The sequence below is a fragment of the Propioniciclava tarda genome (genome assembly GCF_900182665.1).
GTDB lineage: Bacteria > Actinomycetota > Actinomycetes > Propionibacteriales > Propionibacteriaceae > Propioniciclava > Propioniciclava tarda.
Genome location: NZ_FXTL01000008.1, coordinates 13,312 through 39,466, shown reverse-complemented (window position 1 = coordinate 39,466; position 26,155 = coordinate 13,312). Strand labels below are relative to the sequence as shown.

Annotated in this window: 24 protein-coding genes; 8 read left to right on the top strand and 16 right to left on the bottom strand. The window is 68.1% G+C overall.

The window, feature by feature from the left end; all coding sequences use genetic code 11:
- Positions 1-2: 2 nt before the first annotated feature.
- Positions 3-1,604: an ABC-F family ATP-binding cassette domain-containing protein gene (locus FN821_RS07710; RefSeq protein ID WP_131171590.1), complete on the bottom strand. Its 1,602-nt coding sequence runs from the start codon at positions 1,602-1,604 to the stop codon at positions 3-5.
- 73 nt (positions 1,605-1,677) lie between these two features.
- On the opposite strand from FN821_RS07710, the gene FN821_RS07705 reads away from it, so the two are divergent.
- Both FN821_RS07705 and FN821_RS07700 read left to right on the top strand, forming a co-directional pair.
- Entirely contained in the window at positions 1,678-2,856 is a 1,179-nt protein-coding gene (locus tag FN821_RS07705) for an AI-2E family transporter (protein WP_165489259.1), read from the top strand.
- 202 nt (positions 2,857-3,058) lie between these two features.
- Positions 3,059-5,347 carry a sodium-translocating pyrophosphatase gene (locus tag FN821_RS07700; RefSeq protein WP_131171588.1) on the top strand — a complete coding sequence of 763 codons (2,289 nt, stop codon included), beginning with the start codon at positions 3,059-3,061 and terminating at the stop codon, positions 5,345-5,347.
- A gap of 51 nt (positions 5,348-5,398) precedes the next feature.
- On the opposite strand, the gene FN821_RS07695 is transcribed toward FN821_RS07700, so the two are convergent.
- The 10 genes from FN821_RS07695 to FN821_RS07650 all read right to left on the bottom strand — a co-directional run bounded on the left by FN821_RS07695 (position 5,399) and on the right by FN821_RS07650 (position 15,125).
- On the bottom strand, positions 5,399-6,169 hold the full coding sequence (locus FN821_RS07695; protein ID WP_131171587.1) for a hypothetical protein: 771 nt from the start codon (positions 6,167-6,169) through the stop codon (positions 5,399-5,401).
- Between the two features lie 78 nt (positions 6,170-6,247).
- On the bottom strand, positions 6,248-6,598 hold the full coding sequence (locus FN821_RS07690) for a metal-sulfur cluster assembly factor (RefSeq protein ID WP_338324573.1): 351 nt from the start codon (positions 6,596-6,598) through the stop codon (positions 6,248-6,250).
- A gap of 106 nt (positions 6,599-6,704) precedes the next feature.
- Positions 6,705-7,151, bottom strand: a complete 447-nt coding sequence (gene sufU, locus FN821_RS07685) for a Fe-S cluster assembly sulfur transfer protein SufU (RefSeq protein WP_131171585.1) — start codon at positions 7,149-7,151, stop codon at positions 6,705-6,707.
- Positions 7,148-8,422 (bottom strand): cysteine desulfurase, encoded by a 1,275-nt coding sequence (locus FN821_RS07680; protein ID WP_131171584.1) that lies wholly within the window; start codon positions 8,420-8,422, stop codon positions 7,148-7,150. The genes sufU and FN821_RS07680 overlap by 4 nt, the downstream gene beginning before the upstream one ends.
- Complete coding sequence (gene sufC, locus FN821_RS07675; protein ID WP_131171583.1) at positions 8,415-9,173, bottom strand: Fe-S cluster assembly ATPase SufC; 759 nt, start codon at positions 9,171-9,173, stop codon at positions 8,415-8,417. The genes FN821_RS07680 and sufC overlap by 8 nt, the downstream gene beginning before the upstream one ends.
- 1 nt (position 9,174) lies before the next feature.
- Positions 9,175-9,516 carry a Rieske (2Fe-2S) protein gene (locus FN821_RS07670; RefSeq protein ID WP_131171582.1) on the bottom strand — a complete coding sequence of 114 codons (342 nt, stop codon included), beginning with the start codon at positions 9,514-9,516 and terminating at the stop codon, positions 9,175-9,177.
- On the bottom strand, positions 9,513-10,658 hold the full coding sequence (gene sufD, locus FN821_RS07665; protein ID WP_131171581.1) for a Fe-S cluster assembly protein SufD: 1,146 nt from the start codon (positions 10,656-10,658) through the stop codon (positions 9,513-9,515). Before sufD ends, FN821_RS07670 begins: the two co-directional genes overlap by 4 nt.
- Positions 10,659-10,683: 25 nt before the next feature.
- A complete protein-coding gene (gene sufB, locus FN821_RS07660) occupies positions 10,684-12,123 on the bottom strand; it encodes a Fe-S cluster assembly protein SufB (RefSeq protein ID WP_131171580.1) in 1,440 nt (479 codons plus the stop codon).
- Positions 12,120-12,848, bottom strand: coding sequence for a helix-turn-helix transcriptional regulator (locus FN821_RS07655; protein WP_131171579.1), 729 nt, complete (start codon positions 12,846-12,848; stop codon positions 12,120-12,122). Before FN821_RS07655 ends, sufB begins: the two co-directional genes overlap by 4 nt.
- A 561-nt stretch (positions 12,849-13,409) precedes the next feature.
- On the bottom strand, positions 13,410-15,125 hold the full coding sequence (locus FN821_RS07650) for an RHS repeat-associated core domain-containing protein (RefSeq protein WP_131171578.1): 1,716 nt from the start codon (positions 15,123-15,125) through the stop codon (positions 13,410-13,412).
- A gap of 278 nt (positions 15,126-15,403) precedes the next feature.
- Here FN821_RS07650 and FN821_RS07645 point away from each other — a divergent pair, with 278 nt between their 5' ends.
- The 4 genes from FN821_RS07645 (at position 15,404) to FN821_RS07630 (ending at position 20,409) form a co-directional block, all read left to right on the top strand.
- On the top strand, positions 15,404-17,986 hold the full coding sequence (locus FN821_RS07645) for a sodium-translocating pyrophosphatase (protein ID WP_131171577.1): 2,583 nt from the start codon (positions 15,404-15,406) through the stop codon (positions 17,984-17,986).
- 97 nt (positions 17,987-18,083) lie between these two features.
- The gene (locus tag FN821_RS07640; RefSeq protein ID WP_131171576.1) at positions 18,084-18,791 is read left to right on the top strand and encodes an ABC transporter ATP-binding protein; all 708 of its coding nucleotides are present in this window, start codon (positions 18,084-18,086) and stop codon (positions 18,789-18,791) included.
- A complete protein-coding gene (locus FN821_RS07635) occupies positions 18,788-19,549 on the top strand; it encodes an ABC transporter permease (RefSeq protein ID WP_131171575.1) in 762 nt (253 codons plus the stop codon). Before FN821_RS07640 ends, FN821_RS07635 begins: the two co-directional genes overlap by 4 nt.
- The gene (locus FN821_RS07630) at positions 19,537-20,409 is read left to right on the top strand and encodes a COX15/CtaA family protein (protein ID WP_241660115.1); all 873 of its coding nucleotides are present in this window, start codon (positions 19,537-19,539) and stop codon (positions 20,407-20,409) included. Before FN821_RS07635 ends, FN821_RS07630 begins: the two co-directional genes overlap by 13 nt.
- Positions 20,410-20,424: 15 nt before the next feature.
- Here FN821_RS07630 and FN821_RS07625 read toward each other — a convergent pair whose 3' ends face one another.
- A complete protein-coding gene (locus FN821_RS07625) occupies positions 20,425-21,363 on the bottom strand; it encodes a heme o synthase (RefSeq protein ID WP_131171574.1) in 939 nt (312 codons plus the stop codon).
- 154 nt (positions 21,364-21,517) lie between these two features.
- Between FN821_RS07625 and tal the strand changes: the two genes are divergently transcribed.
- Positions 21,518-22,618, top strand: coding sequence for a transaldolase (tal, locus tag FN821_RS07620; protein WP_131171573.1), 1,101 nt, complete (start codon positions 21,518-21,520; stop codon positions 22,616-22,618).
- Positions 22,615-23,340 (top strand): 6-phosphogluconolactonase, encoded by a 726-nt coding sequence (gene pgl, locus FN821_RS07615; protein ID WP_131171572.1) that lies wholly within the window; start codon positions 22,615-22,617, stop codon positions 23,338-23,340. Before tal ends, pgl begins: the two co-directional genes overlap by 4 nt.
- Positions 23,341-23,397: 57 nt before the next feature.
- On the opposite strand, the gene FN821_RS07610 is transcribed toward pgl, so the two are convergent.
- From FN821_RS07610 to FN821_RS07595, 4 genes are all read right to left on the bottom strand, one after another.
- The gene (locus FN821_RS07610) at positions 23,398-23,754 is read right to left on the bottom strand and encodes an RNA polymerase-binding protein RbpA (RefSeq protein WP_131171571.1); all 357 of its coding nucleotides are present in this window, start codon (positions 23,752-23,754) and stop codon (positions 23,398-23,400) included.
- Between the two features lie 41 nt (positions 23,755-23,795).
- A complete protein-coding gene (gene secG, locus FN821_RS07605; RefSeq protein ID WP_131171709.1) occupies positions 23,796-24,065 on the bottom strand; it encodes a preprotein translocase subunit SecG in 270 nt (89 codons plus the stop codon).
- A 93-nt stretch (positions 24,066-24,158) separates the two neighbouring features.
- On the bottom strand, positions 24,159-24,947 hold the full coding sequence (gene tpiA, locus FN821_RS07600; RefSeq protein ID WP_131171570.1) for a triose-phosphate isomerase: 789 nt from the start codon (positions 24,945-24,947) through the stop codon (positions 24,159-24,161).
- 1 nt (position 24,948) lies between these two features.
- Positions 24,949-26,139, bottom strand: coding sequence for a phosphoglycerate kinase (locus tag FN821_RS07595; RefSeq protein WP_131171569.1), 1,191 nt, complete (start codon positions 26,137-26,139; stop codon positions 24,949-24,951).
- Between the last annotated feature and the right edge of the window lie 16 nt (positions 26,140-26,155).

The window sequence follows — 26,155 nt, the reverse complement described above, 5'->3', positions numbered from 1 at the left end:
GCTCAGGCCAGCGAGATGAGCTCGGCGTACTCGGGGCTCCACAGGTCCTCATCGCCGTCCGGCAGCAGCAAGACGCGGTCGGGCTGGAGCGCCTCGACCGCACCCTCATCGTGGGTCACAAGGACCACGGCCCCCGCGTACGTGCGGATCGCGTCCAGCACTTCCTTGCGGGACGCCGGGTCGAGGTTGTTCGTGGGCTCGTCCAGCAGCAGCACGTTCGCGGCCGACACGACCAGCATCGCCAGGGCCAGGCGCGTCTTCTCGCCGCCTGACAGCACCCGGGCGGGCTTGTCGACATCGTCGCCCGTGAACAGGAACGAGCCGAGGATCTTACGAACCTCGGTCTCATTGAGGTCCGGGGACGCCGACACCATGTTGTCGAGCACAGAGCGTGACACGTCGATCGTCTCGTGCTCCTGGGCGTAGTAGCCGAGCTTGAGCCCATGTCCGGGGTGCACCTCGCCGGTGTCGGGCTCCTCGATGCCGGACAGCAGCCGCAGCAGGGTCGTCTTGCCGGCGCCGTTCAGGCCCAGGACGACGACGTTCGCTCCGCGGTCGATCGCCAAGTCGACGCCGGTGAAGACCTCCAGCGATCCGTAGCTCTTCGACAGATCGGACGCCGTGAGCGGCACTTTGCCGCAGGGCGCCGGCTCCGGGAACCGGATCTTCGCCACGCGATCGGCCGCCCGCTGCCCCTCGGTGCCCGACAGCAGCCGCTCGGCCCGGCGCGCCATGTTCTGCGCGGCCGTGGCCTTGGTCGCCTTGGCGTGCAGCTTCTCCGACTGCTCCAACAACCGGGCCGCCTTGCGCTCGGCGTTCGCCCGCTCCCGCTTGCGGCGCTTCTCGTCGGTCTCGCGCTGGACGAGGTACTTCTTCCAGTCCATGGCGTACTGGTCGAGCTCGGCGCGGTTGGCGTCCAGGTGGAAGACCTTGTTGACGACGGCGTCCAGCAGGCCAGAGTCGTGCGAGATGACCACGAGCCCGCCCGGATAGTCCTTGAGGTAGCTCCGCAGCCAGACGATCGAGTCGGCGTCCAGGTGGTTGGTCGGCTCGTCAAGCAGCAACGTGTCGGCGCCGGAGAACAGGATGCGCGCCAGCTCGACGCGGCGACGCTGGCCGCCGGACAGCGTGCCGATCTCCTGGCCGAGCACCCGGTCGGGCAGGCCCAGGTTGGCCGCGATGCGGGCGGCCTCGGCCTCGACTCCGTAGCCGCCGGCGGCCGCGAGCTCCGCCTCGGCCCGGGAGTACGACGTCATGGCGCTGTCGCGCGCCTCGTCCGTGGTCGCCTCGGCCATCGCCATCGAATAGGTCGTCAGCCGACGCAGGATGTGGTCGAGCCCGCGCGCGGACAGGATGCGATCCCGGGCCAGCATGTGCAGGTCGCCGGTGCGCGGATCCTGAGGCAGGTAGCCGACCGGACCCGTCCTCGTGATGGCGCCGCCCGAGGGCAGCGACTCACCGGCCAGCATGCGGGTCAGGGTGGTCTTTCCGGCGCCGTTGCGTCCGACCAGGCCGATGCGATCACCGGACGCCACCTGGAACGACACCGACGACAGCAGGAGCCGGGCTCCCACCCGAACCTCCACCTCGCGCGCCACGATCACAACGAGCAAGTATCCGAGGCGGGCGACGCACGGTCAAAGCCGCGGTGCCGAGGCCACCCCCTACGCTGTCCACATGTCTGACAGTGAGCAGTCCGGGCTGCCCCGCACCCTCGTCACCCTCGCCGTGTGGCTAGGCCTGTTCGGCGTCCTCTGGGGCATCAGCGCGGCCCGCGACATCATCGGGCCGCTGTTCGCGGCCCTCAACCTCGTCATTGCCGCCTGGCCCGTCCGCACGGCGCTGCTCAAGCGCGGGGCGTCCCCCCTCGTGGGCACGCTGGCGCTCGGCCTGGTGGTGTTCCTCGTTCTCGGGCTCGCGATGCTCGCCCTCGGGTTGAGCGTGTCCGCCCTGGTCCGGGAGCTGCCCCGCTACCAGGGACGGTTCGTCACGCTGTACAACCAGCTGGTCACGTTCGCGGCCAGCTTCGGCATCACCCAGGACGCCGTGCTGGCCCAGCTCAAGGAGATCAGCCCGTCGAGCGTGGCCGGTGTGGCCTCCTCTGCGCTCGCGAGCGTTTCGAACGGCGTCGCGGCCGTCGGGGTCATCGCGATCGTCATCTTCCTCCTGCTCATGGACGCCGGATCGATCAATCGCCGCGGGGCCGACCTGGCCAAGTACCAGCCCCACCGCGCGCTTGCTCTGGGCGACTTCGTGCTCGGCGTGCGGCGCTACTGGGTGGTGACGTCGGTCTTCGGCCTGATCGTCGCGGTGCTCGACGTGGCGTTGCTGCTGGTGTTGGGCGTGCCGCTGGCGCTCGTCTGGGGCGTCCTGTCGTTCCTCACCAACTACATCCCGAACGTGGGCTTCGTGATCGGCGTGATCCCGCCCGCCCTGATGGCGCTGCTCGCGCTCGGTCCGGCCCAGGCGCTCGTGGTGGTGATCGCCTACACGGTGATCAACATGGTCATCCAGAGCTTCATCCAGCCCAAGTTCAACGGGGACGCCGTGGGCGTCACGGCGCTCGTCTCGTTCCTGTCGCTGCTCGTCTGGAGCTCGGTGCTCGGGCCCCTGGGCGCCCTGCTCGGACTGCCCGCCACGCTGCTGCTGAAGGCGATGCTCGTCGACCACGATCCGGAACGCCGCTGGTTCAACTCCTTCCTGGCCTCCGATCCGAGCACGGCCGATCCCGAGGACGCCGGCGTCGTCGAGCAGCCCCAACGCGTCTTCGTCCCGGCGGAGCGGGCCTCGTCCGCCCGCGTGCCCCGGACGCGGCGGCCGCGACGGCGTCCGGACAAGGCGGACGCCGCGAGCTGAGCCGTTCCGCACAGCGGACCCCACCGGAGTGAACCGAAAGGCAGCCCCTCCCGTTGAGCGGTGAGAGTTGACATGATGCGGGGAATTGAGAACCCGTCCTGACGACGGCCGTTGAAGCGACGCTGCTGCAGCGGCGCTTGGCCTAAGGAGCCACGATCATGCTCGATCTCCACGCACCGACCAGCCCGACAGGGAGCCGCTCATGGTGAGTTTCGGCAACACCAGCATCACGATCGTCGCCGTCATCGGGATCATGGCGCTGGTCGCCCTCGTGGTGGCCTGGTTCCTGCGCGGGTGGGTGCTGCGCCAGCACGAGGGCACCCCGGGGATGCAGGCCATCGCCGCGGCCGTGCAGGAGGGCGCGCAGGCGTACCTGAACCGGCAGATGCGGACCCTCTCGGTCTTCGCCGTCCTGGTCTTCGCCCTCTTGTTCGCCCTGCCCGGCGAGTTGGCGGTCCGGATCGGACGCTCCGTGGCGTTCCTGGGCGGCGCGCTGTTCTCGGCGGCCACCGGCTACCTCGGCATGTGGCTCGCGGTGCGGGCCAACGTCCGCGTCGCGGCCGCGGCCGGCTCGTCCGACGGCAAGGCCGACGGCGCCCGGATCGCCTTCCGAACGGGCGGCGTGGTCGGCATGGCCGTCGTGGGCCTGGGCCTGCTGGGCGCCGCGCTCGCGCTCCTGACCTTCCGTGACAAGGCCCCCGCCGTGTTGGAGGGCTTCGGCTTCGGCGCCGCCCTGCTGGCCATGTTCATGCGCGTCGGCGGCGGCATCTTCACCAAGGCCGCGGACGTCGGCGCCGATCTCGTCGGCAAGGTCGAGGTCGGCATCCCCGAGGACGACCCGCGCAACGCGGCCACCATCGCCGACAACGTGGGCGACAACGTCGGCGACTGCGCCGGCATGGCCGCCGACCTGTTCGAGTCGTACGCCGTGACCCTGGTGGCCTCGCTGATCCTCGGCAAGGCCGCCCTCGGCGAGCAGGGCCTCGTGTTCCCCATCCTGATCGCCGCCGTCGGCGTCGTCGTAGCCCTGATCGGCATCGCGGCCACCCGCATCAAGCGCGACGAGCCCGGCCTGCGTGGCATCAACCGCGGCTTCTACCTCTCAGCTGGCATCGGCATCGTGCTCTCGGCCGTGGCGTCCTACGTGTACCTGCCGGCCACGTTCGCGGGGCTCTCGGGCTTGGCGTCCGAGGTGTCGCGGCAGCCCGGCGATCCCCGGCTGATCCTGGCGGCCGCGGTCGTCATCGGCGTCGTCCTGGCGGGCGGGATCCTCTGGCTGACGGGTTACTACACCGGCACCGAGTCGGGTCCGACCATGCGGGTCGCGGCGAGCACCCGGACGGGCGCCGCGACGGTGATCCTGTCGGGCTTCGGCCTCGGCCTGGAGTCCGCGGCCTTCACCGCCGGCGCGATCGCCGTCGCGATCTCGCTCTGCTTCGTCCTCGCCGGCGGCTCGCTCTGGCTCGCCCTGTTCCTCATCGCGGTCGCCGGCTGTGGCGTCCTGACCACCGTCGGCGTCATCGTCGCCATGGACACGTTCGGCCCGATCTCCGACAACGCCCAGGGCATCGCCGAGATGTCGGGCGAGGTCCACCTGGACGCCGCCCTGGTCCTCACCGACCTGGACGCCGTCGGCAACACCACGAAGGCCATCACCAAGGGCATCGCGATCGCGACGGCCGTCTTGGCCGCGACCGCCCTGTTCGGCGCCTACAACGACGCCGTCGCAGGAGGACGCGCCACGCTGGGCGAGGGCACCATCTCGGACGCCTTCGTCAAGGCCATGGCCGACTACTCGATCGTGGCCCCCATGACCCTGATCGGCGTCGTCCTGGGCGCCGCGACGGTGTTCCTGTTCGCCAACCTCTGCATCGACTCGGTGACGCGGACGGCGTCCACGATCGTGTTCGAGGTCCGCAGGCAGTTCCGCGAGATCCCCGGGATCATGACCGGCGAGGGACGCCCCGAGTACGGCCGTGTCGTCGACATCTGCACGAAGGCGTCCCTGCGCGAGCTGGTGACCCCCGGCCTGCTCGCCGTCACGGCGCCCATGGCCGTCGGCTTCGGGCTGGGCGTCGGTCCGCTGGCGGGCTTCCTGGCCGGCTCGATCGCGGCCGGCGTCCTGATGGCCGTGCTGCTGTCCAACTCGGGCGGCGCCTGGGACAACGCCAAGAAGATCGTCGAGGACGGCAACTACGGCGGCAAGAACTCCAAGGCGCACGAGGCGTCCGTCATCGGCGACACCGTCGGCGACCCGTTCAAGGACACCGCCGGACCCGCCATCAACCCGCTCATCAAGGTGATGAACCTGGTCTCGGTACTGGTCGCCCCGACCGCCATCATCTTGTCCGAAGCGCCGGGTGCGTCGCAGCCGCTGCGCATCGCGATCGCGTGCGTGGCCGCCGCCATCGCCTTCGGCGCGATCACGAACGCCCGCCTTCGGGCGAACCGCGCGATCGCGTCCGCCGACGACGAAGTGCCCGCCCGCTAGCGCAAACGTCAACGCCGCCCGTCTGCCCGACGGGCGGCGTTGTTGAGGGTGCTACTTGTTGGCCGAGCGCCACCACAGCGGGTGGTGTTCGCGGAGGTCGTCGTGGGACGGCATCGGGTAGCACACCAGGTCGGGTCCGTTGCCGTAGTAGAAGCCGGACCCGGTCTTGACCATCCGGTAGGCGAACTCCGGGGACTGCACCCGCTCGACCATCTTCGACGTCTTGTCCGGACGCGCCGCCTCGATCAGCCCTTCGCGCAGATGGTGGATGTTGTCATAAGGGAGGTCCCGGCCGGCCGCGGCCATGGGATCGGCCGCCAGCGGGCCCAGATCCAGCTCGACGAAGAACAGGCCCGGGAACCGCACGAACTTCGAGGGGTTGACCACGATGCTCTCGTAGAAGCGCTGCGGATCCTGCGACGACGCCACCAGGCTGTCGACCGGCGCGATCTCCTTGTACAGGTGCAGTCCGGACGCCGGGGCCGGCAGCGCGTCCGCGGCGGCCAGCGCCAACGTCGCGCCGTAGGCGGTCGTCACGTAGAGGGTGCCCAACGCGCTGACGGGGATGTGCTCCAGGACGCGATAGGTGGCGACGTAGACCGAGTTCTTGGGGCGGCCGTCGGGGTGTACTTCGCACTTGGCCAGCGCCTCGTCGATCGCGAAGAACGGGTGCCGGAAGGACGGGTCGAGCTCGAAGAACAGCACCTGGCCCTTCGACTTGAACCCGTGCCCGGTCGCGTAGTATTGGCCGAACTGGTCGGGGGTCAGGTGGGACGCGATGAGCGACTCAGGGATCAACGAGAAGTACAGGTGAGTGTCCACGACGCCTCCAAGAGCCTATGTGCCGCCTAGCTCGTCAGTGTATTGGCCAGGCGCGTCACCGCCAGGGGGCGTGGGCGTTCAGATGTTCAACCCGAAGGCGCGCAGCTGCTCGCGTCCGTCCTCGGTGAGCCGGGCCGGCGTCCACACTTCGAGCCACAGCCAGTTGACGGCCAACGAATTCACCATGCCCTCGGTGGCCAGCTCGGCGCTGTACTCGAGGCGGTCGGTCATGGGGCAGGTGGGCGACGTGGGCACCATGTCGATGATCACGTTGGCCTCGTCGTCGATGAGGATGTCGGCGACCATGCCCAGGTCGACGACGTTGACCCCCAGCTCGGGGTCGATGACCTCGCGCATGGCCTCGACGATGTCTTCCTGCGTCGGCACCACCCGGGAACCGAACTCGCCGGGCAGGGTGTCCTTCACCAGCGACGACGGACGGGGCTCGTCGTCGTCCAGCGCGGTGCGGACGACGGGTGCCTCGTCAGTGACGCCGAAGGCGTCGGCGAGGCTGCTGGTGATCGGCTCGGACATGTCAGGACTCCTTAGCGGCGAGGGCGTGGGCGACGGCGTCCTTCCACGCAGACCAGCCCAACAGGGCGCACTTGACGCGCGCGGGGAACTTGGCGACGCCGACGAACGCGACGGCGTCCTCAAGAACGTCTTCGTCGGGCTCGATCTCGCCGCGGCTGTGCATCATCTCCGAGAAGGACGCCGCGAGGGCCATGCCCTCGTCGACGGTCTTGCCGATGACCAGGTCCGACATGACCGACGTGGACGCCTGCGAGATCGAGCAGCCGACGGCGTCGTAGGAGACGTCCGCGACGGTGTCGCCGTCGAGGTGGACGCGCAGCATGATTTCGTCGCCGCAGGAGGGATTGACGTGCGTGACTTCGGCCTCGTAGGGGTCGCGCAGGCCGGCGTGATGCTTGGCCTTGTAGTGGTCCAGGATGATCTCCTGGTACATGGCTTCGACGCTCATGCTGCCCCCCTGGTGAAGAAGTCGCGGGTATAGATCAGCGAGTCCGCGAGCCGGTCGATCTCGTCCGGCGTCGTGTAGAGATAGAAGGACGCCCGCGTCGAACTCTGGACGCCGAAGCGCTTGTGCAGCGGACGCGCGCAGTGATGCCCGCCGCGGACGGCGACCCCGCGCGAGTCGAGGAACTGCATGAGGTCGTGGGGGTGAACCTCGGCCCCGTCCGGGGTGGCCAGCGTGAAGGCGATGGCCCCGCCGCGATCGGCGATCTCGTTGGGCCCCAGGATGCGCAGCCCGTCGATGGCGTTGAGGCGCTCCAGCGCATAGGCCGTGATCGCCCGCTCGTGGGCCGCGACGTTGTCCATGCCGAGGGCGCTGAGGTAGTCGGCGGCGGCCCCGAGCCCGACCGCCTGCGCGATCGGGGGCGTCCCGGCTTCGAACCTGGCTGGCGGGGGCGCGAAGGTGGATCGCTCCATCTCGACGATCTCGATCATCTCGCCGCCGCCGAGGAACGGCGGCAGCTTCTCCAGCAGGTCGTAGCGGCCCCACAGGACGCCGATGCCGGTCGGCCCGACCATCTTGTGGCCGGTGAAGGCGACCAGGTCGGCCCCCAGGTCGCGGACGGCGGTCGGCAGTTGCGGGACGCCCTGGGAGGCGTCCAGCACGAAGACCGCGCCCACGGCATGGGCGCGCGCTGCCAGCTCGATGACGGGGTTGACGGTGCCGAGCACATTCGAAACCCAGGCGGCGGTGACGATCTTGGTGCGCTCGTTGAGCAGGCCGTCGGCGTGCGCCTGGGCGAGGTCGAGGCGTCCGGACTCGGTGACGTCGAACCAGCGCAGCGTGGCGCCGGTCCGTTCGCACAGGAGCTGCCACGGGACGATGTTGCTGTGGTGCTCCATGACGGTCGTGACGACCTCGTCGGCCGGCCCCAGCTTGAGGTGCTGGCCGAGCGCGTGAGCGGCCAGGTTCAGGGCCTCGGAAGCGTTCTTGGTGAACACGATCTCCTCGGGGCGTCCGCCGATGAAGGACGCGACCTTGGCGCGTCCGCCCTCGAAGGCCTCCGTGGCCTCGGCGCCCAGCAGGTGCATCGCCCGGGCGACGTTGGCGTTGTGCTCGAGGTACTGGGCGGCGATCGCGTCTACGACCTGCCTGGGCTTCTGGGACGTGTTGCCCGAGTCCAGGTAGGTCAGCGGCCACTCCCCCACCCGGCGAGCCAGGATGGGGAAGTCGGGCCGGACGGCGTCCGCCAGCCAGAACGGCGAGCGATCAGGCATCCGCACGCGCCTCGAACTGCTCGTAGCCCTCGGCCTCCAGGCGGTCGGCGAGCTCGGGTCCACCGGACGCGACGATGCGGCCGTCCATGTAGACGTGCACGACGGTCGGCTTGATGTACTGCAGCACGCGCGAGTAGTGCGTGATCAGCAGGACGCCGTGGGTGCCGTCGGCGAGGTAGCGGTTCACGCCGTCGGCGACGACGCGCAGCGCGTCGATGTCGAGGCCGGAGTCGGTCTCGTCCAGGACGGCGTACTTCGGGCCGAGCAGGCCCAGCTGGGCGATGTCGGAGCGCTTCTTCTCGCCGCCCGAGAAGCCCTCGTTGACCGAGCGCGCCGAGAAGGACGGATCGAGGTCGAGGGACGCCAGCGCGGCGTTGACCTCCTTGACCCAGGTGCGCACCTTGGGAGCCTCGCCCGAGAGGGCCGTCTTGGCGGTGCGCAGGAAGTTGGCCACCGAGACGCCGGGCACCTCGACGGGGTACTGCATGGCCAAGAACAGTCCGGTGCGAGCGCGCTCGTCGACGGCCAGGTGGGTCAGGTCGACGCCGTCGAGGACGACGGAGCCGGACGTGATCGTGTACTTCGGGTGGCCCATCAGCGCGTAGGCCAGGGTCGACTTGCCGGACCCGTTGGGGCCCATGATCGCGTGGACCTCGCCCGGGTTGATCGTCAGGTCGACGCCCTTGAGGATCTCTTTGGGCCCGGACTCCGTCATGACATCGACGTGCAGGTCGCGGATTTCGAGGGACATGTCAGGACTCCTGGATCGGGTTGTCGAGGTCGACGAGGACGTCGTCGCCCTCGATCGCGGTGGCGTAGATGGGGACGGGTGCGGTGGCCGGCAGTTCGAGGGGGCGTCCGGTCTGCAGGTCGAACCGCGAGCCATGGCCGTAGCACTCCAGGGTCGGGCCGTCAGGGCCCTCGGGGTCGAAGTCGCCGACGGACAGCAGGATTTTGGCGTGGCTGCATTCGTCGTGGATGGCGTAGATCGCGTCCCCGGACCTCACCAGGGCGACGCGGACGTCGCCGATGTGGACGCCGAGCGGCCGGTCCTGTTTGAGGTCGGCCAGCGAGCAGGCGCGGACGAAGCTCATGACGCGCCCCCCACCGTGACCGCCAACTCGTCGCGGATGGCGTCCATCAGCTTCTCCTCCAACTCACCGACGCCGATGCGGCGGATGATGTCGGCGAAGAAGCCCTCGACGACGAGGCGGCGCGCCTCGGCGGCCGGGATGCCACGGCTCATCAGATAGAACAGCTGCTCGTCGTCGAAGCGTCCGGTGGTGGAGCTGTGGCCGGCTCCGGCGATCTCGCCGGTCTCGATCTCAAGGTTCGGGATCGAGTCCGCGATGCAGCCGTCGGTCAGCACAAGGTTGCGGTTCTGCTCGTACGTCGTGACGCCGGTGGCGTTGGCTCGGATCAGCACGTTGCCCACCCATACCGAGTGCGCGCCCTCGCCCTGCAGCGCGCCGCGGTAGTCGACGTTAGATGACGTGTGCGGCTCGTTGTGGTCGACGAACAGGCGGTGTTCGAGGTGTTGGCCGGCGTCCGCGAAGTAGAGGCCGTACTGCTCGATGGACCCTCCGGGGCCGTCGAAGCGGGCCGTGTCGACCAGCCGGACGACCTTGCCGCCCAGGCTCACGGCGACGGTGCGCACCTGCGCGTCGCGTCCGACCAGGTAGGACGCCTGCCCGCCGTGCAGGGCGGTGTCGTCCCAGTCGGCGACGAGCACCATGTTCAGCGCGGCGCCCTCCCCGACGCGCACGTCGGTCTTCGCCATGAACTGGGCGTGACCGCGGTAGCGCAGCACGATCGTGGCCCGCGCGCGGCGTCCGACCTCGATGACGAGGTGCTCCTTGACGTGGTCGTCGCGTCCGGTGCCGGCGATGACGATGGGGGCGTCCAGTTCGAGGCCCTCGGGGATCGTCAACAGCGCGGCGTAGCCCGCGTTGTGGGCGGCCACGGCCGCGATGCGGTCGGCGGGCGGTTCGACGGACCGTTCGCGCGCCTCGTCCCGGCTGATGGGCTCGATCCGGACGCCGTCCGGCAGCGAGGTCTCCCAGGCCAGGTTGTCGCCGCTGAGGGCGTCCAGGAACAGGGGCTCGATGCGGTCGATCGGCGTGAAGCGCCAGACCTCCTCGCGTCCGGTGGGGGTCGGGTGGTCCGCGACGTCCCAGGACGCGCGCGGGTGGAGGTGGCTGGAGACCGCAGGTGCGGCGTCCAATGTCGTGGTCATTGATTCGTCTCTCGTCCGTGCCCGGTCAGCCGACCGAGCCCTCCATCTGCAGCTCGATCAGGCGGTTCAGTTCGAGCGCGTACTCCATGGGCAGCTCGCGCGCGATGGGCTCGATGAAGCCACGCACGATCATCGCCATGGCCTCGTCCTCGGAGATGCCGCGGCTCATCAGGTAGAAGAGCTGCTCGTCGCTGACCTTCGACACGGTCGCCTCGTGCGCCATCGACACCTCGTCGTTGCGGACGTCCGCGTACGGGTAGGTGTCGGAGCGGCTGATGGTGTCGACCAGCAGGGCGTCACATTTCACCGAGGACGCCGAGTGGTGCGATCCCTCGTCGACCTGGACGAGGCCGCGGTACGAGGAGCGTCCGCCGTTGCGGGCCACCGACTTGGACACGATCGAGCTGGACGTGTGCGGCGCGGCGTGCACCATCTTGGAGCCGGTGTCCTGGTGCTGGCCCTCGCCGGCGAACGCGATCGACAGGGTCTCGCCGCGGGCGTGCTCGCCCAGCAGCCAGACGGCCGGGTACTTCATGGTGACCTTGGAGCCGATGTTGCCGTCGATCCACTCCATGGTGGCGCCCTCGTCGCACGTGGCGCGCTTGGTGACGAGGTTGTAGACGTTGGTCGACCAGTTCTGGATCGTCGTGTACCGGACGCGGGCGTTCTTGCGCACGATGATCTCGACCACGGCGGAGTGCAGCGAGTCGGACTTGTAGATCGGGGCCGTGCAGCCCTCGACGTAGTGCACGTAAGAGCCCTCGTCGGCGATGATCAGCGTCCGCTCGAACTGGCCCATGTTCTCGGTATTGATCCGGAAGTAGGCCTGCAGCGGGATCGAAACGTGGACGCCCTTGGGCACGTAGATGAACGAGCCGCCGGACCAGACCGCGGTGTTGAGCGCCGAGAACTTGTTGTCGCCGGCCGGAATGACCGTGGCGAAGTACTGCTCGAAGATCTCGGGGTACTCGCGCAGGCCCGTGTCGGTGTCGACGAAGATGACGCCCTGGCGCTCGAGCTCCTCGTTGATCTTGTGGTAAACGACCTCGGACTCGTACTGGGCCGCGACGCCGGCGACCAGCCGCATCTTCTCGGCCTCGGGGATGCCGAGGCGGTCGTAGGTGCGCTTGATGTCGTCGGGCAGGTCCTCCCAGGTCTGGGCCTGCTTCTCGGTCGACTTCACGAAGTACTTGATGTTGTCGAAGTCGATGTCGCCGAGGTCGGCGCCCCAGGTCGGCATGGGCTTGCGCTCGAACAGCTTCAGCGCGCGCAGGCGGCGCTGCAGCATCCATTCGGGCTCGTTCTTGCGGGCGGAGATGTCGCGGACGACGTCCTCGTTGAGGCCTCGCTTGGCGGACGCCCCCGCGGCGTCGGCGTCATGCCAGCCGTAGCGGTAGGCCCCGAGCGCGGAGAGATGCTCGTCCTGGGTGGCCCCGGTTCCGGGGGCCTGGGTGGTCGTGCTCATGAGCTCTTCCTTTCCTCGATGGCTACCGCGACCGGGTGCGGGATGTGCGTGGTGCACACCTCGTCGCCCGAGGCGATCGTGGCGAGCCGCTGGACGTGGCTGCCGAGCAGCTTGGACAGCAGCCTGGTCTCGGCCAGACAGATGGCGGGGTAGGCCCTGGCGACGTGAGCGACCGGGCAGTGATGTTGGCAGAGTTGTTGTCCGGACGCCAGCGGCTTGAGCGTTGCTGCGTACCCGGCGTGGTTGAACGCCTCGACGACCCGCTCGGCGCGGTCGCCGTGGCCCTCCAGTTCGTCGAACCTTGCCTCGACGGGGGCAAGTGATTCTTCGGCGAAGTCGGCGATGGCGCCGGGTCCGACCCGACGGGACAGGTAGTCGAGGGCCTTGATGGCGAGTTCGTCGTAGGCGGCGTCGAAGGTGCGGCGTCCGGCGTCGGTCAGGACAAAGACCCGAGCCGGACGCCCCCGCCCGCGCGCGCCGTAGACGCGCTGCTCGCGGGTGGTGAGTTCACCGGACAGTTCGAGGGCCGAGAGGTGCCGTCGGACGGCCGCGGACGTGAGTCCCAGGCGGTCGGCAAGGTCGGCGGCGGTGGAGGGTCCGTGCTGCAGAATCGAGCGGGCGACCCGGCGGCGGGTGGCGTCCGCTTCGGGCTCGGTCGCGTCCGGGGCGCCGACCAGCGGACCGGCGGCCGAAGGCCTCTGTCCGGACTGGGCACTCCAGACCATTTCCACAACACTAGTATTTACGAAACGAGGTCCTTGCGCAAACCTGGCGGCGCCTCGCCCCAGGGCTGCGTCCACGCTTGACCGCAGGTCCGGACTGTCTGTTGCGGGCCTGAATGGAAAGCCAGGCTGCCACTAATGGCGCGCCAATTCGAATCCGGGAAAACTCACCACCCACCGCCCTGGGCACCGACAATGACCAAGAACACCCAAGCAACTCCTAACAGAAGCCATCCAAGCCAAGCCAGAATGGCCACAATTTCCACTGGACAACCGGATAAGTGCGCCGCGGCACGCAAGTAATCACGCCTGACACGAAGAACGAAGGCGGGATCTTCATGCTCAGTCTTTGACGGGACGGAGCTGAATAGACTCCAGTATCTGTAAGGAGAGGTAAGCGAAGCGACCAAGAGAAACGACAACATGCCCGCCAAGAAGTAGAATTGCATGCCCGTCAGCATCCCCACCCACAGGCCCAGAGCAAGGCACCACTGAGGGACAATAGCCGAGCAAAACGCCCCGACTTTTACCGCGAGACCCCGCGGCTTCAATGAGTCATTCATGCTACCTTACCCTCATTGGGCGACCCGGCGAGGCCCCCTGTCCTGAACGCTCATCTGCAAATGTTCCTAAAGCCCATAATTGAACGCCTGGTGTGCCTATTCCAAATACAGGGCTGAATCCGTTAACTGTACCCCAGCCTTCGTCACCACTGCTGGCGCCGAGACATAAGCCGTGCCAGCATGCTGCGGCACCGAAACCCAGCCCGTTTGTGGGTCGCCCAAATTGATAGCCAATCATGGTCCCAGGAACAAACCTAGCCACCTTATTGATCTTTTGTGCCGAGGCACCTGCTCCAAAAGATACGGAGACAGATGGGCATCTCTTGATGCATGTGACGCCTCCCTGAGCGGAGACGAAGGGGCCATTGAAGGAGTAGAAAGCGGTGCCGTGATTCAATACGCGTCGGGCAACTTGCAGCCCAGATATGGGGCGCCACCAATTCCACCATTTTTCTCCGCTGAGGTCTTGTTTATTGATGGGGTCGTTGGGGTAGGTGTAGGTGGTGTCGTTGCCACCCTCTACGGGGTCGGTAGCAGTGAAGATGCCGAGGCTGGGCAGGTAGGTTCTGGCTCCCATCAGCATTTGGTTCAGGCCGGTGGTGTGTTCGAAGCCTCGCTGGTGTTGACCGAGCCAGGCATCGGTGGTCGTGGTGCCGGTCCGGGTGGTGGGGGTGGCTGCCAAGTCGATCTGCCCGGTGTTCGGGTTGATCGGTTGGCCGTACGGGTCGTTGATCCAGCCTGCACCGCTGATCGTGACGGCACCGTTGGTGATACCGATCAGGATGCTGGTGTCGCCGTGCAGGTTCGGTACCGCCCACCTCGTGGCGGCACCGGTGGTGGGCTTGGTGAGCAGGACCCCGCCAGGCAAAGACAGATACCGCTCCACAGGTTGACCAGCCGGATCAAGCAGCAAGTCTGGGGAATCGTCCCCACCGGCGAACCCGTAGCGTGCCGTGGCGGTTTCAGGGCCCGTGGCTTGGCGTTGCACGACCCGACCGGATGGGTCACGCGTGTAGCCGAGCTGTTGCCCCGCCGACACCACCGTGGTGCCGGTGACTTGGTCGGCAGCGTTGTAGGTCCAGGTTTGATCACCGATCCGGGTCGCGTTCCCGTGCGGGTCGTAGCTGACCGTGCCCGGATCGATCGGGTTAGCGCCGGTGGTGGCGGTGAGCCGGGAGGCCTGGTCGTAGCAGTACGACGTCACCTGCGGTGTGCCAGCGCCGGTCTGGATACTTGACCCGGTACGTGACCCGTTCTTGCCGGCTTGCGGGTCAGCGCCACACCCACCGGTGGGGGTGAAGCTGTACCCGAAGCTGGTTTGGGCCCGTCCTGCCGCCGGGGCCAGGACAGCTTGGGTAAGGCGTCCGGCCTGGTCATAGCTGTACCCCCACCCCACCGCACTACCCGGACTGCCGGTATCGGTCCAGGATGACGCGGTGACCCTGCCAGCCTGGGAGCGGGTCAACGACTCGGTGAAGGTACGGCTGGCACCGTTGGCCAGGTTCACCGTCCACGCATCACCCACAAGGGCACCGGAGGGCTGTTTAGTGAGGCCACCCAGTCCCCCGAACGGGTAAGTGACCCCGGCCAGTTCACCGGCCGGGTCATAACCGAGCGTCGCCACCGCCACACCATCAAGGGTGATCGCAGTCATCTGCCCATCATCCCGCCAGCTATACCCCACCGTCGAGGCCACCCCCGCCACCGTCGTGGTCACCGTGGTCACCCTCCCGGCCAGGTCGAAGCTGGGCGGACGACAACACCGGCACCAAAGAACGACCCAAACGGTACTTTCGTACCAGCCACCACCGGCCAGAGCGCGACGTGGCAACGACCACACCAAGACTCCGTGACCTGTTCGTTACGAACTGGCGCGTTTACCCTCGGCGGCCGAACGTGCGGATTATGGTTGCCTAGACAGATATCGGCGAGATAACGACGGCGCTGTCGAAGGGCCCTGTGAGAGGGCCGGAGCTTGATCGAGGACCCATACTGATGACCACACATAACGACCTCGAGCCCCGCACGGCTCCGCGCCTGGCGCGGGCTCTGCCGCTCGTTCTCGGACTCCCCGCTCTCGCCCTCGCCGGCTGCACCGCGCCGGCGGCGTCCGCAGGCGGACACAAGGGTGGCGGCGAGGCGAACCTGCACCTGCCGGACCTGCACATCGCCACCTTCTTCGGCGGAGCGATCAACGGCTGGGCACTCCTGCTCATCGGCCTGCTGATCTGCGTGTTCGGACTCGGCTTCGGCCTGTGGACGTACCGCGAACTCAAGAGCATGCCGGTGCACGCGTCCATGCTCGAGATGTCGGAGCTGATCTACGAGACCTGCAAGGCGTACCTGGTTCAGCAGGGCAAGTTCCTGATGCGCCTGTGGGGCGCCATCGCCGTCGTGATTGTGCTGTACTTCGCGATCTCCGGCTCCGCTCCCCTGCAGATCGGCGTCATCCTGCTGTTCTCGCTGATCGGCATGGCCGGCTCGTACGCCATCGCCTGGTACGGCATCCGCGTCAACACGTTCGCCAACAGCCGCACCGCGTTCGCCGCTCTGCGCGGGCGTCCTTACGACTGTCACAACATCCCGATGCGCTCCGGCATGAGCGTCGGCATGATGCTGATCTCGGTCGAGCTGTTCTTCATGCTCGGCATCCTGCTGTTCGTCCCCGGCCAGATGGCCGGCTCGTGCTTCATCGGCTTCGCGGTCGGCGAGTCCCTTGGCGCCTCGGCCCTGCGCATCGCAGGCGGCATCTTCACCAAGATCGCCGACGTCGGCTCCGACCTCATGAAGATCGTCTTCAAGATCAAGGAAGACGACGCCCGTAACCCCGGCGTCATCGCCGACTGCACCGGTGACAACGCCGGCGACTCGGTCGGCCCGTCCGCCGACGGCTTCGAGACCTACGGCGTCACCGGCGTCGCGCTGATCACCTTCATCATGCTGGCCGTCAAGGATCCCACCATGCAGGCCACCCTGCTCGTCTGGATCTTCGCCATCCGCTCGATCATGGTGCTCGCGTCCGCCGGCTCGTACTTCTTCAACGCGGCCCGCACCAAGGCCCGCTACGGCACCGCCGACGCGATGGACTTCGAGGCCCCCCTCACCTCGCTCGTCTGGATCACCTCGATCGTCTCGATCGTGCTCTCCGGCCTCGTCAGCTGGGCACTCATCCCGAACCTGGGCGGCGACCCGACCAACTGGGTCAAGCTCTGGCTGATCATCTCCTGCGGCACCCTGGCCGGCGCGCTCATCCCCGAGCTCGTCAAGGTCTTCACCTCGGTCAAGAGCAAGCACGTCCAGGAAGTCGTGAAGTCGGCCCGCGAGGGTGGGGCGTCCCTCGACATCCTGTCCGGCCTGGTCGCCGGCAACTTCTCCGGCTACTGGCTCGGCATGGCGATCATCGCCCTCATGGGCGTCGCCTACGGCATCTCGACCATCGGCCTCGACTCGCTGATGCTCGCGCCGGCCGTCTTCGCCTTCGGCCTCGTCGCCTTCGGCTTCCTCGGCATGGGACCCGTCACCATCGCGGTCGACTCCTACGGCCCCGTCACCGACAACGCCCAGTCCGTCTACGAGCTCTCCACCATCGAGACCATCGAGGGCGCGGACGCCGAGATCAAGGCCAAGTACGGCTTCGACGTCCAGTGGGACAAGGCCAAGCGCCTCCTCGAAGAGAACGACGGCGCCGGCAACACCTTCAAGGCCACGGCCAAGCCCGTCCTCATCGGCACCGCCGTTGTGGGCGCCACCACGATGATCTTCTCGATCATCGTCGGCCTCACCGTCGTGGACGGGAAGTTCGTCCCCGAGCAGGTCGCGAACCTGTCCCTGCTGCACGCACCGTTCCTGCTCGGCCTCGTCACGGGCGGCGCGATCATCTACTGGTTCACCGGCGCCTCCATCCAGGCCGTCACGACCGGATCCTTCCGCGCGGTGCAGTTCATCAAGGACAACATCAAGCTGGACGAGAACGCGACCAAGGCGTCCGTCGAAGACAGCAAGAAGGTCGTCGAGATCTGCACCATCTACGCCCAGAAGGGCATGCTCAACATCTTCCTGGGCATCTTCTTCGCGACGCTGGCCTTCGCCTTCATCGAGCCCTTCTTCTTCATCGGCTACCTGATCTCGATCGCCCTGTTCGGCCTCTACCAGGCCATCTTCATGGCGAACGCGGGCGGCGCCTGGGACAACGCCAAGAAGATCGTCGAGGTCGACCTGGGCGCCAAGGGCACCGAGCTGCACGACGCGTCCATCGTGGGCGACACCGTCGGCGACCCCTACAAGGACACCTCGTCCGTTGCCCTCAACCCCGTCATCAAGTTCACGACGCTGTTCGGCCTGCTGGCCGTCGACCTCGGGCTCTCGATGCGGGCGGGCGGCTACGGCGTCCTCGTCATCGTCTTGGCCGTCGTGTTCTTCCTGGCCTCGGTGTACTTCGTGTGGGCGTCCTTCTTCAAGATGCTCATCGACCAGCCCATGGCCACCTCGGACGACTTCGCGACCCCGGTCGAGATCCCCGCGTCCACCGGTCCGACGGCCTCAGCCGTCCGCGCCGAGGCAGGGATCCCCTCCCCGTAGCCGTTGGTCCCTCTCACCTCGATGGCCCCGTCCCGCGGACGGGGCCATCGTGCGTCTCGGGCGCCGACGGCGTCCGGACTTCTGCGAGACTGACCCGGTGCCCGACGCGTCCCTGAAGCTCGACCAGGTCAGCCTGGCCCTCGGCGGACGCCGCATCCTGAACGAGCTCACGTTCGACGCCGCCCCGGGCCTGATCACCGCCCTCCTCGGACCCAACGGCTGCGGCAAGACGACGACGATCCGGTGCTGCACGGGGCTGTTAGTACCCGACTCGGGTTCGATCTCCATCCTCGGTTTCGCTCCGGGCAGTCCGGACGCCGCCGCGCGCGTCGGCCTCATGCCTCAGTCCACGGGGGCCTGGTCCGGCGTGCGACCGGGCGAGCTGCTGCGCTACTTGGCAAGCCTGTACTCGCATCCGCACGATCCGGACGCCCTGGCCGCCGAGCTGGGCATCACCGGCTTCGCCAAGACGCCGTACCGCCGCCTGTCCGGAGGTCAACAGCAACTCGTCAACCTGGCCGGAGCCATCATCGGACGCCCCGAATTCGTAGTCCTGGACGAGCCGACGGCCGGGCTTGACCCGCACGTCCGCCGCTCGACGTGGGATCTGATCCGGCGCCTGCGGGACGCGGGCGCCGGCGTCCTGCTGACCACGCACGCCATGGACGAGGCCGAGCAGTTGGCCGATCACGTCTGGCTGATGGACGCCGGACGGATCGTCCTCGGCGGCACCGTCGCGGAGTTGACGCGCGAGGCGTCCCTGGAAGAGGTCTTCCTGGCCCACACGAAGCGGGGTGACGCATGAGCCTCGACCTCACGCCGCGGCCGGGCGCGTCCGATCGGCGGGATCGCATCGCCCAGCACGCCCGCATCGAGCTGGCCATGCTGCTGCGCAACGGGGAGCAGTTGCTGCTGGCGTTCGTGATCCCGGTGGGACTGCTGGTGGGCGGCATGCTGTTCGGCGATCGCTTCGGCCTCGATCGGACCACCTTCCCAGCCTCGGTGATGGCGCTGGCGGTCTGGTCGTCCTCGTTCACCTCGCTGGCCATCAACACGGCGTTCGAGCGCCGCTACGGCGTCCTGGAACGCCTGGCTGCGACGCCCCTGACCCGCGGTGACCTGATCGCCGGCAAGGCCCAGGCGACCATCACGATCACGGCGGTGCAGGTGTTGGCGCTGACGCTCTTGGCGCTGGCGCTCGGCTGGCGTCCAAACCCGCCGCCGATGGTGTCGTTGGTCACCTGGCCGCTCGTCGTGCTGGCCGCCTTCGCCTTCGCCTGCCTGGGGCTCGTTCTGGCCGGACGCCTCGAGGCCACGGTGGTCCTGGGGCTCGCCAACCTGGTCTACCTCGTCGGCGCGGCAGGCGGCGGGCTCGTCGTGCCGCTCAGTTCGTACCAGGACGCCGTCCGTCCCGTCCTCGCCCTGCTGCCGACCGCGGCGCTCGGCGAGGCGCTGCGCGGCTGGGCGACGGGTCAGTTCACGTGGTGGGCGTACCCCGTGCTCGGAGCGTGGTGCTTGGTGTTGTTGTTCGTCGCTCGAAAGGCATTCCGGTGGACCTCTTAGGCTCTGACAAGGCACTCAAGCGCTGGGCGCTCGCGTCGTTGGCCGCCAACGTCGTCATCATCTGGACGGGCGCGCTGGTCCGGCTGACGAAGTCAGGGCTGGGCTGTCCGACCTGGCCGCAGTGCAACGCGGGCTCGTACGTCCCGGTACCCGAGTCGGGCGTCCACGGCGTGATCGAGTTCACCAACAGGACCCTGACCTTCGTCCTGGTCGCGCTGTCGATCGGGCTCTTCCTGGCCGCGCTGCGCGCGGTTCGAGACGGACGCCGACCGCGCCGCCTCGTGCCGCTGACGATCACCATCGGCCTGGGCATCATCGCCCAGGCGGTGATCGGCGGCATCTCGGTGCTCACCCAGCTCAACCCCTGGGTCGTGGGACTGCACATGGTGGCGTCCGTGGTGTTGATCATCGTCTCGGTCGAGATCGTGCACGTCGCCTACGACCTGAAGCCGGTGCCGACCGCCGGACGCCTCCGCGCGCTCATCCAGGCCGTCTTCTGGCTCGGCCTGGTCATCGTCGTGCTGGGCGTCGTCGTGACCGGAGCTGGCCCGAACAGCGGCGACGGCGCCGCGACCCGCAATGGACTGTCGCTGGAGTGGACGGCCAAGATCCACGCCTGGGCGGTCTGGCTGGAGGTGGCGCTCACGGCGCTCGGCCTCTGGTGGACCAGGTCCGAGCCACGCCTCCGCCGGCTCTTCATCGGCGTCCTGGCCGTCGAGCTCTACCAGGGCGTGGTCGGCTACGTGCAGTACTTCACCCACCTGCCCATCGGGGTCGTCCTGGCGCACATGGTCGGGACGTCACTCTTTGTCGCCGCCCTCGCGCATCTCTGGCGGATCGGCGCAGACGCCCGCGCCTGAGGGCGGTGCCGGTGCTCAGCCGAAGATCAGCGGATCGATCGCCGCGGCGACCGCGATCAGAGCCAGGTAGCTGTTCGTGGTGTGGAACAGGCGCATGGGAACCAGTTGCGCATCACGCAGACCCGCGTTGGCCCGGCGCAGCAGCATGATCGCCTCGTAGGTCATCCAGGCCCCCGCCGCGACCACGACCCCCGGGTAGAGCCAGCCCGTCCGGGCCGCCGGCCACAACGCCAGGCTCATCAAGACCGTGGCCACCGTGTAGTACAGGATCTGGCGGGCGACCGCCGGCGCCTCGGCCACCACCGGAAGCATCGGCACGTCGACCCGGGCGTAGTCGTCCCGGTACCGCAGCCCGAGCGCCCAGGTGTGCGGCGGCGTCCACAAGAACACGACCGCGAACAGGATCAGCGGGGGCAACGCCACCGCGTTCGTGACCGCCGTCCAGCCGATCAGGGGCGGGAAGCAGCCTGCGATGCCGCCCCAGACGATGTTCTGGGCCGTCCGGCGCTTCAGCCAGATCGTGTAGACGAAGACGTAATAGAGGATCGCCGCCACGCTCAGACCGGCCGACAGCCAGTTGGCGCCGAAGCCGAGCAGCAGCGTCGAGACCACCGACAGGACCACGCCGAAGACGTACGCGTTCCGCTTGGGAACCTGCTCCCGGACCATCGGACGCCGACGCGTCCGGTGCATCTCGGCGTCGATGTCGCGGTCGTAGACCGAGTTGAAGACGTTCGCCCCGCCCGCAGACAGCGCACCGCCGACCAGCGTCACGACGACCAGGCTCAGGGGCGGAAATCCCCGGGCGGCCAAGAACATCGCAGGGATGGTCGTGACGATCAGCAGCTCGATGATCCTGGGCTTGGTGAGCGCGACGTACGCTGCCACCTTGTCTCGTACGCCCAGTGGACGCCCCGACACGATGGCCGCGTCGGCGTCCGACAGCTGATGCATGCGAATGGTGATCCCTCCGATCGTCTGGCCGAGTCTAGACGCGGACGCTGCGGAAGGCACTTTCCGACAACCGGTGCGGAACGCCCTAGCGCCCCCAACTAGAGTGGCCATGAGAGATGCACCTCAGCGCGCACACCAGCTCAAGGAGTCGACCATGAATGCTCGTTTGAAGGCCCTCGCAGACGCCGGAGTCTCCATCTGGCTGGACGACTTGTCCCGGCAACGCCTGCAGAGTGGCAACCTCGCCGACCTGATCGCCAACGACTCTGTCACCGGCGTCACCACGAACCCCACGATCTTCGCCGCGGCCCTCACCGGTAGCGATGACTACGCCGACGACCTCGCGGCCCTCGGCGACGTCAGCGTCGCGAGCGCCATCAAGACCCTGTGGGCCAAGGACGTCCAGGATGCCTGCGACCTGTTCTCCGGCATCTACGCCGCGACCGGTGGCTACGACGGACGCGTCTCGATCGAGGTCGCTCCCGGCCTGGCCTACGACACCGATGGCACCATTGCCGAGGCCCAGGAGCTCTACGGCCTCGTCGACCGCGAGAACGTGCTCATCAAGATCCCGGCCACCGTCGAGGGCCTCCCCGCCATCACCGAGGTCATCGGCAAGGGCATCTCGGTCAACGTCACGCTGATCTTCTCCGAGGACCGCTACCGCGCCGTCATGGACGCCTACCTCGCCGGCCTCGAGAAGGCCGCCGCCGCCGGCATCGACCTGTCCAAGATTCACTCGGTGGCGTCATTCTTCATCTCCCGCGTCGACACCGAGATCGACAAGCGCCTCACGAACATCGGCACGCCCGAGGCCCTCGCCCTCAAGGGCAAGGCCGCGATCGCCAACGCACAGGTCGCCCTGGCCGCCTTCGACGAGGTCTTCGGCGGCGAGCGGTTCGGACGCCTCGCAGCGTCCGGCGCCAACAAGCAGCGTCCGCTGTGGGCGTCGACGGGCACCAAGGATCCGGCGTACCCCGACACCCTGTACGTCTCCGACCTGGCCGCCCGCGGCGTCGTCAACACGATGCCCGAGAAGACCATGAAGGCGTTCGCCGACCACGGCGAGGTGGGTGAGTCGATGGAGGGCAAGGGTGCCGACGGCGTCCAGCTGCTCGACGCGATCGACGCCGTCGGGGTCGACCTGGACGACGTGTTCAAGGTGCTCGAGGACGAGGGCGTCAGCAAGTTCATCGTGTCGTGGGACAACGAGCTGGTCACCTCGGTCGAGAAGGCGCTGGCGCAGCGCGCATGAGCGAGCTCCACCGGTTCGGCACGGCCGACGAGCTGGCCGACGCCGCCGCGCGGGCGCTCGTCGCCCGGATCGTCGAGCTGCAGGCCGGTGGCCGGGTGGGGCAGCTGTGCCTCACCGGCGGGCGCATCGCCAACCGCGTTTACGCCCGCCTTGGACGCCTCGTCGAGGGCTCGCCGCTCGATCCCGGACGCCTCGAGCTGTGGTGGGGCGACGAGCGGTTCGTGCCGACGGACGATCCCGAGCGCAACGCCGGTCAAACGCTGGCGCTGCTCGCCGGGCAGTTCCCGCTGGATCCCGCCCGCACGCATCCGATGCCCTCGGCCGACGGCGTCGCCGACAACGCGGCGTCGGCCGCGACCTACGCCAAGGAACTGGGCGACACCCGCTTCGACGTGTGCCTGCTAGGTCTCGGCGAGGATGGGCACGTCGCGTCGATCTTCCCGGATCACCCGTCGTTCGAGCCGTCGACGCACACCGTCATCGGGGTCAACGACGCGCCCAAGCTGCCGGGCACCCGCATCAGCGTCACGATGGAGACGATCCGCAACTCGTCCGAGGTGTGGTTCCTGGTGAGTGGTCCGGAGAAGGCCGCGGCGCTGGCCGGGGCCATGGCCGGCGACCCGACGCTGCCCGCCGGCGTGGCCCGCGGACGCGACAAGACCGTGTGGTTCGCGGACGTCGCGGCGGCGTCCAGGCTCGACATCTACGACTGCGCCTTCTAGACCGAGAAACGACGAAGGGGACGCCTCCACGGCGTCCCCTTCGTCACGTCTGCCAGCTCAGTAGATGACCTCGCCCGCGGCGCGACGGGCGCGCAGCTGCTCCAGGGCCTCGGTGAGGATGGCCGCAGCCTCGGCGTCCGAACGACGCTCCTTCACGTACGCGAGGTGCGTCTTGTACGGGGTGATCTTCGGCGGGGGCGGGGGGTTCTCGGAGTCGAGGTTGGCCGGCAGGCCGCAGCGCGGGCAGTCCCACTGCTCGGGCACCTGCGCGTCGGCGGCGAACGCCGGACGCGTCTCATGGCCGTTCGAGCAGAAGTAGGAGACGTAGAGCCGCGGCGCGGCGTCCCCCCGCTCAGCCTCGCCCATCGGACCGGCGCCGACACGGCTGCCTCGAATCGCACTGCCACCGACCACGAACGTTTCTCCTTGTCAAACAGCTTTGGTTGACCGAAAACTCAGGCTGCGCCGAGAGTTCCGAAGGTCGGGAAGTAGCGGTAGAGCACCAGCAGCGTGAAGATGCAGGCCAGCCACACGAGCCCCACCGTGATCGTCAGGCGATCCAGGTTGCGCTCGGCAACGGACGTGCCGCCCATCGACGTGGACATGCCGCCGCCGAACAGATCGGACATGCCGCCGCCCCGGCTCTTATGCAGCAGGATGAACATCGCCAAGATGGCGCTGGTGATGATCAGCAGAATCGACACTGCCAAGATCGGCCAGGTCATCAGTGGGGCAACAGTCACGGCGAGCATTCTAACTCAGGGCGACCCCCGGTCCGAACCGAACCGGGGGTCGCGACGATGGTTGTGGATCACACCTCAGGCGTGCTGGTAAAACAGCACGATCTTGGCGAACTCCTCGGGGTCGAGGGACGCGCCACCGACCAGCGCGCCGTCGACGTCGGCCTGGGCCATGATGTCGACGATGTTGCTCGACTTCACCGAGCCGCCGTACTGGATGCGGCAGCCGGCCGCGGCGTCCGCGCCCTGCAGTTCCTCGGCGATGTACCGACGGATCGCGCCGCACACCTCCTGGGCGTCCTCGGGAGTGGCGACCTCGCCGGTTCCGATGGCCCAGACGGGCTCGTAGGCGATGACGAGCTTGGCGACCTGCTCGGGCGTCAGATCCGCGAGGACCTTCTGAACCTGGTCCAGGACGAACGGAACCTGCCGCCCCTCCTTGCGGATCTCGAGCTTCTCGCCCACGCAGATGATCGGCGTCATGCCGGCCGCGAGGACGACCTTGGCCTTGTCGTTGACGATCTCGTCGGACTCGCCGTGGTACTCCCGGCGCTCGGAGTGACCGACCACGACGTACGCACACTTCAGCTTGGCCAGCATGTCGGCGGAGACCTCGCCCGTGTACGCGCCGGACGCATGCACCGACACGTCCTGGGCGCCGTAGGCGATCGGGAGCTTGTCGCCCTCGACCAGGGTCTGGACGGTGCGCAGGTCGGTGAACGGCACGATGACCGCGGCCTCGGCCTTCGCCTTGTCGTAGCGCTTGTCGGACAGCGTCCACGCCAGCTTCTGGACGACGCCGGTGGCCTCGACGTGGTTGAGGTTCATCTTCCAGTTGCCCGCCATCAGCGGGATGCGGTCTGCCATGTCAGCCCTCCAGAACCGTCAGGCCGGGCAGTTCCTTGCCCTCGAGGTACTCCAGGGACGCCCCACCGCCGGTCGAGATGTGCCCGAACTGGTCGTCGGCGAAGCCGAGCTGGCGCACGGCAGCGGCCGAGTCGCCGCCACCGACCACAGTGAACGCGTCGGTCTCGGCCAGGGCCTTGGCGACAGCCATGGTGCCGTCAGCGAAGTCGGGGTTCTCGAAGACGCCCATCGGGCCGTTCCAGAACACCGTCTTGGCGCCGGCGATGGCGTCGGCGTACAACGCACCGGTCTTCGGGCCGATGTCGAGGCCCATCTGGTCGGCGGGGATCGCGTCGGCGTCCACCGTGCTCTTGCGGGAGCCGTCGTTGAACTCGGGCGTAATGACAGCGTCCACCGGGATGAGGATCTGCTTGCCGGCCGCTGCGGCGTCCGCCATGTAGCCCTTGACGACGTCGATCTTCTCGGCGTCCAGAATCGACGTGCCGACCTCGTGGCCCTGGGCCGCGAGGAACGTGTAGCCCATGCCGCCGCCGATGACGAGCGTGTCGGCGACCTTGAGCAGGTTGTCGATGACGCTGAGCTTGTCGGCGACCTTGGCCCCGCCCAACACGACCACGTACGGCCGCTCCGGGGTCGCGGTGAGCTTCTTCAGTACCTCGACCTCCTTCTCGACGAGGTGGCCGGCCGCGTTCGGCAGCAGCTTCGCGACGTCGTACACGGACGCCTGCTTGCGGTGCACCACGCCGAAGCCGTCGGAGACGAACACGTCACCGAACGCCGCGTACTTGGCCGCGAGGGCCTCGCGCTCGGCGTCCACCTTCGACTCCTCGGCCGGCTCGTAGCGCACGTTCTCGAGCATCGCGATCTCGCCGTTGGCGAGACTCGCGACGGTCTCGGACGCCGACGGTCCGACGACATCGCCGGCCAGCTTGACCGGAACTCCGAGCAGCTCGCCCAGCCGCTTTGCGGCCGGGGCGAGGCTGTACTTCGGATTGACTTCACCCTTCGGGCGTCCGAGGTGAGCCATCACGACGACCTTCGCGCCGGCGTCCACGAGCTGTGACAGCGTCGGGAGCGCCGCCTTGATGCGGCCGTCATCGGTGATCGTGTCGCCATCCAGCGGCACGTTGAAATCGCAGCGGATCAGGACCCGCTTGCCCGCCAGATCACCCAGATCCTTGATGGTCTTCACCCTCGGACTCCTTCCG

Bases quoted from the DNA above. Each gene is read 5' to 3' on its own strand.
- FN821_RS07705 (WP_165489259.1), top strand. From the start codon at position 1,678: ATGTCTGACAGTGAGCAGTCCGGGCTGCCCCGCACCCTCGTCACCCTC.
- FN821_RS07700 (WP_131171588.1), top strand. From the start codon at position 3,059: ATGGTGAGTTTCGGCAACACCAGCATCACGATCGTCGCCGTCATCGGG.
- sufU (WP_131171585.1), bottom strand. From the start codon at position 7,151: ATGAGCGTCGAAGCCATGTACCAGGAGATCATCCTGGACCACTACAAG.
- FN821_RS07680 (WP_131171584.1), bottom strand. From the start codon at position 8,422: ATGCCTGATCGCTCGCCGTTCTGGCTGGCGGACGCCGTCCGGCCCGAC.
- sufC (WP_131171583.1), bottom strand. From the start codon at position 9,173: ATGTCCCTCGAAATCCGCGACCTGCACGTCGATGTCATGACGGAGTCC.
- FN821_RS07670 (WP_131171582.1), bottom strand. From the start codon at position 9,516: ATGAGCTTCGTCCGCGCCTGCTCGCTGGCCGACCTCAAACAGGACCGG.
- sufD (WP_131171581.1), bottom strand. From the start codon at position 10,658: ATGACCACGACATTGGACGCCGCACCTGCGGTCTCCAGCCACCTCCAC.
- sufB (WP_131171580.1), bottom strand. From the start codon at position 12,123: ATGAGCACGACCACCCAGGCCCCCGGAACCGGGGCCACCCAGGACGAG.
- FN821_RS07655 (WP_131171579.1), bottom strand. From the start codon at position 12,848: ATGGTCTGGAGTGCCCAGTCCGGACAGAGGCCTTCGGCCGCCGGTCCG.
- FN821_RS07645 (WP_131171577.1), top strand. From the start codon at position 15,404: ATGACCACACATAACGACCTCGAGCCCCGCACGGCTCCGCGCCTGGCG.
- FN821_RS07635 (WP_131171575.1), top strand. From the start codon at position 18,788: ATGAGCCTCGACCTCACGCCGCGGCCGGGCGCGTCCGATCGGCGGGAT.
- FN821_RS07625 (WP_131171574.1), bottom strand. From the start codon at position 21,363: ATGCATCAGCTGTCGGACGCCGACGCGGCCATCGTGTCGGGGCGTCCA.
- tal (WP_131171573.1), top strand. From the start codon at position 21,518: ATGAATGCTCGTTTGAAGGCCCTCGCAGACGCCGGAGTCTCCATCTGG.
- pgl (WP_131171572.1), top strand. From the start codon at position 22,615: ATGAGCGAGCTCCACCGGTTCGGCACGGCCGACGAGCTGGCCGACGCC.
- secG (WP_131171709.1), bottom strand. From the start codon at position 24,065: ATGACCTGGCCGATCTTGGCAGTGTCGATTCTGCTGATCATCACCAGC.
- tpiA (WP_131171570.1), bottom strand. From the start codon at position 24,947: ATGGCAGACCGCATCCCGCTGATGGCGGGCAACTGGAAGATGAACCTC.